General features: G+C 61.8%; 4 protein-coding genes and 1 pseudogene. 3 read left to right on the top strand and 2 right to left on the bottom strand.

Annotated features, from left to right (window positions below):
* Together EN994_RS21645 and EN994_RS21640 are read right to left on the bottom strand one after the other, a co-directional pair.
* Positions 1–858: inorganic phosphate transporter (locus EN994_RS21645; protein ID WP_164746064.1), on the bottom strand; the 858-nt coding region annotated here is incomplete at its 3' end.
* Between the two features lie 3 nt (positions 859–861).
* Positions 862–1503 carry a DUF47 domain-containing protein gene (locus EN994_RS21640; RefSeq protein WP_013528009.1) on the bottom strand — a complete coding sequence of 214 codons (642 nt, stop codon included), beginning with the start codon at positions 1501–1503 and terminating at the stop codon, positions 862–864.
* Between the two features lie 151 nt (positions 1504–1654).
* On the opposite strand from EN994_RS21640, the gene EN994_RS21635 reads away from it, so the two are divergent.
* From EN994_RS21635 to EN994_RS21625, 3 genes and pseudogenes are all read left to right on the top strand, one after another.
* Positions 1655–2569: a LysR family transcriptional regulator gene (locus EN994_RS21635; protein ID WP_063169926.1), complete on the top strand. Its 915-nt coding sequence runs from the start codon at positions 1655–1657 to the stop codon at positions 2567–2569.
* Positions 2570–2745: 176 nt separating this feature from the next.
* Complete coding sequence (locus EN994_RS21630) at positions 2746–3225, top strand: formate dehydrogenase subunit gamma (RefSeq protein WP_063169925.1); 480 nt, start codon at positions 2746–2748, stop codon at positions 3223–3225.
* Positions 3222–3869: pseudogene (locus tag EN994_RS21625) on the top strand (formate dehydrogenase); the annotation flags it as partial. The gene EN994_RS21630 and the pseudogene EN994_RS21625, both read left to right, overlap by 4 nt.

Below are 3869 nucleotides of genomic sequence, written 5' to 3'. Positions count from 1 at the left end.
GCCGGTGATGGTGTGGGTGGTCGATACGGGAACGGCGAGCCAGGTCGCCGCAAACAGCGTGATCGCCCCACCGGTTTCGGCGCAAAAACCCTGCATCGGGTTCAGCCGGGTGATCTTCGAGCCCATGGTGTGGACGATGCGCCAGCCGCCGAACAGGGTGCCGAGCGCCAGTGCCGACTGGCAAGTGAGGACCACCCACAGCGGCACGTAGAAAGTCGCGCCGAGCATGCCTTGCGAATAGAGCAGCACGGCGATGATGCCCATGGTCTTCTGGGCGTCATTGCCGCCGTGCCCGAGGGAATAGAGCGAGGCGGAAAAGAACTGCATGACGCGGAAGGTGCTGTCGACCGCAAACGGCGTCTGGCGCACGAAGAGCCACGAGACGACGAGAACCAGGACGAGCGCCAGGATAAAGCCCGTCGCTGGCGACAAGACGATTGCCGCGACCGTCTTGCCAAGCCCGGTCCAAACGATGGCGCCCACGCCTGCCTTCGCCACACCGGCGCCGACCAGGCCGCCGATCAGCGCATGCGAGCTGCTCGAAGGGATGCCGGCGATCCAGGTGACGATGTTCCAGACGATGGCGCCGACCAGGGCTGCAAAGATCACCGCCGGGGTGACGATGCTGACGTCGACGATGCCTTTGCCTACGGTCTCGGCAACGTGGAGGCCGAAGAACATGAAGGCGATGAAATTGAAGAATGCCGCCCACAGCACCGCATATTGCGGCCGCAGCACGCGGGTGGAAACGATGGTGGCGATGGAATTGGCGGCGTCGTGCAGGCCGTTGAGAAAGTCGAAGAACAGTGCGACGGCGACGAGGCCGGCCAGCACGGGAAAGGCAATGGTTGCTTCCATCACCTAGACATTCTCAATGACGATGCCGCTGATCTCGTTGGCGACGTCCTCGAAGCGGTCGACCACCTTTTCCAGTTGGCCATAAATCTCGCTGCCGATCATATAGGCCATCGGATCGCTGCTGCCGTGCTTCCTGAAGAGATCCTTCAGCCCTTGCTCGTGCAGGTCGTCGGCCCGGCTTTCGACGCGCATCACCTCTTCGGCGATGGCGTTGAGGCGCACAGTATGCGTTGCGACCTTGTTGAGCAGCGGGATCGCCTCGGCCACCAGCTTGGCGGCGGCGACGATGACGCCACCCATTTCCTGCATCAGCGGATCGAACTCCTTGCGCTCGAACAGCTTCACCGTCTTGACCGTCTTGTGCATCATATCGATGGCGTCATCCATCGACTGGATCAGGTCCTTGATGTCGCCGCGATCGAAAGGCGTGATGAAGGAGCGCCGTACCGCCAGCAGGACTTCCGCGGTGATGTGGTCGGCCTCATCTTCGAGATCGATGATTTTCTGGCACCAGAGATCGATATCCCTGCCCTGGAGAAGCTGCTCCAGCGCCTCGGCGCCGCCGACCACGGTGCGGGAATGTCGTTCGAACAGGTCGAAGAAGCGATCTTCGCGCGGCAAAAGCTTGCGGAACCAGCCCAGCATGGTCGATCTCCCAGTTTCATCCACATAGCGCCGCATTCAGCCGCGGGAAACAGGTAGCCGGCTTAAAGGTGTGGATGCAGGGCAATTGTGCGTGGCGCTTGCGGTAGAGCACAATTTCCCCGACCTTGCAGCGAACGACCGGAAAGATCACATGATCGACAAGCTGGAATTCTTCATCGCGCTCGCCAGGGAGGAGCATTTCGGCCGGGCGGCGGAGGTGTGCGGCGTCACGCAGCCGACGCTGTCGGCCGGCATCAAGCAGTTGGAAGGCCAGCTTGGCGTCATGCTGGTTCTGCGCGGCTCACGCTTCCAGGGGCTGACGCCGGAGGGAAAACAGGTGCTGGTGTGGGCACGCCGCATCGTCGGCGACACCAGGACCATGCGCGAGGAAATGCGGGCGGCGCGCCACGGACTTTCGGGCCGTATCCGCATCGCCGCCATCCCGACGGCGCTCGCCATGCTGCCGCGGCTGACGACGCCATTTCGCGAAAAGCATCCCGGCGTCACCTTTTCGGTGCTGTCGCGGACCTCAATCGAGGTGCTGTCGCTGCTCGGCAATTTCGACATCGATGCCGGCATCACCTATCTCGACAACGAGCCGCTGGGGCGGGTGACCAGCGTGCCGCTCTATGACGAGCGCTACCAACTGATCACCGCGATGGGAAATCCTTATTCCGACCGCGACAAAGTGACATGGGCGGAGCTCTCAAACCTGCCGCTGTGCCTGTTGACGCCGGACATGCAGAACCGCCGCATCATCGACCAGCATCTGGCCGAAGCCGGCGTGCAGGTGCGACCGACGCTGGAATCCAATTCGATGATCGTGCTGTTTTCGCACATCCGCACCGGCAAATGGTCGTCGATCATGCCGCTCAACCTTGCGGAAACATTCGGCTTTTCCGAACCGATCCGCGCCATTCCAATCATCGAACCTGACGCCAGCCACACGGTCGGCCTGGTGGCGACACCGCGCGAACCGCACACACCTTTGGTCTCGGCGCTGCTGGACGAGGCAATGGCGCTGGCGGACGATTTCCATGCCAACCGTTCCGCTAGACAGGGTTAGTCAAACGGAACGATAGAAAATTTCTATCGTACAACGAAACCGCTTTATTGATTTCAGAGGTTTTCTCTGATTTCTTAAGCACTTAGCGATAAAGCGGCACGCGCATGTCGTTGTTCCAAAACAGCTTGATGCTTTTGGCCGATATGCGTGGGTCGCTACGATAGGGAGGGCGCTGCATGACAATGCAGCCTGCAAGTACCGAGATTATGTCGCGCACGGCCGCGATCATCCAGGAGATGAAGGGGCTCGAAGGCCCTTTGCTGCCGATCCTCCACGGCATCCAGGAAGAGTTCGGCCATGTGCCCAAGGATGCGCTGCCGGTCATCGCCGAGGCGCTGAACATTTCCAGGGCCGAGGTGCACGGCGTCGTCAGCTTCTATCACGATTACCGAAGCCATCCGGCAGGCCGGCATGTGTTGAAGCTCTGCCAGGCGGAATCCTGCCAGTCCATGGGTTCGGATGCCATCGCCGCCAAGCTGCAGCAACTGCTGGGCATCGGCTTTCATGAAACGACCCGCGACGGTTCGGTGACGCTGGAGCCGGTCTACTGTCTCGGCCTGTGCGCCTGTTCGCCCGCCGCCATGCTCGATAGCGAGGTGATCGGACGGCTCGATGACGAGAAGCTCGACGAGATCGTTGCAGAGGTGCGCTCATGATCCCGCGTATCTACATTCCCGGCGATTCCGGTGCGCTGGCGCTTGGCGCCGAAAAGGTCGCCAAGGCGATCGCCGGCGAACTCGCCGAGCGCGGCATCGAGGCCAAGATCGTGCGCAATGGTTCGCGCGGCGCCTATTTCCTCGAACCGATGGTCGAAGTCGCTACAGCCAACGGCCGCATCGCCTACGGGCCGGTCAAACCGTCCGACGTCAAAAGCCTGTTCGACAGCGGCTTCCTTACCGGCGGCCATCATAAACGCTGGCTGGGCGCGCCGGACAAGATCCCCTTCCTGGCCAAGCAGACGCGGCTGACTTTCGCGCGCTGCGGCGTCACGGATCCGCTGTCGCTCGAATCCTACAAAAAACATGGCGGGTTGAATGGATTGATGAACGCGCTGGCGCTGACGCCTGCCGCCATCGTCGCAGAGGTGACCGAATCGGGCCTGCGCGGACGCGGCGGCGCCGGCTTCCCGACCGGCATCAAATGGAAGACGGTGCTCGATACAGCAGGCGACCGCAAATACATCGTCTGCAACGCCGATGAAGGCGACTCCGGCACTTTCGCCGACCGCATGATCATGGAGGGCGATCCCTTCGTGCTGATCGAAGGCATGACGATCGCCGGTATAGCCACGGGCGCGACC

The organism is Mesorhizobium sp. M7A.F.Ca.CA.002.09.1.1, assembly GCF_003998555.1.
Classification (GTDB): Bacteria; Pseudomonadota; Alphaproteobacteria; order Rhizobiales; family Rhizobiaceae; genus Mesorhizobium; species Mesorhizobium ciceri.
Note: the sequence above shows the minus strand (reverse complement) of the source record. Positions and strands in the feature narration are given on the sequence as shown.

What these genes read in the sequence shown, in the direction of transcription:
- EN994_RS21640 (WP_013528009.1), bottom strand. Translation starts at nt 1,503, where the DNA reads ATGCTGGGCTGGTTCCGCAAGCTTTTGCCGCGCGAAGATCGCTTCTTC.
- EN994_RS21635 (WP_063169926.1), top strand. Translation starts at nt 1,655, where the DNA reads ATGATCGACAAGCTGGAATTCTTCATCGCGCTCGCCAGGGAGGAGCAT.
- EN994_RS21630 (WP_063169925.1), top strand. Translation starts at nt 2,746, where the DNA reads ATGACAATGCAGCCTGCAAGTACCGAGATTATGTCGCGCACGGCCGCG.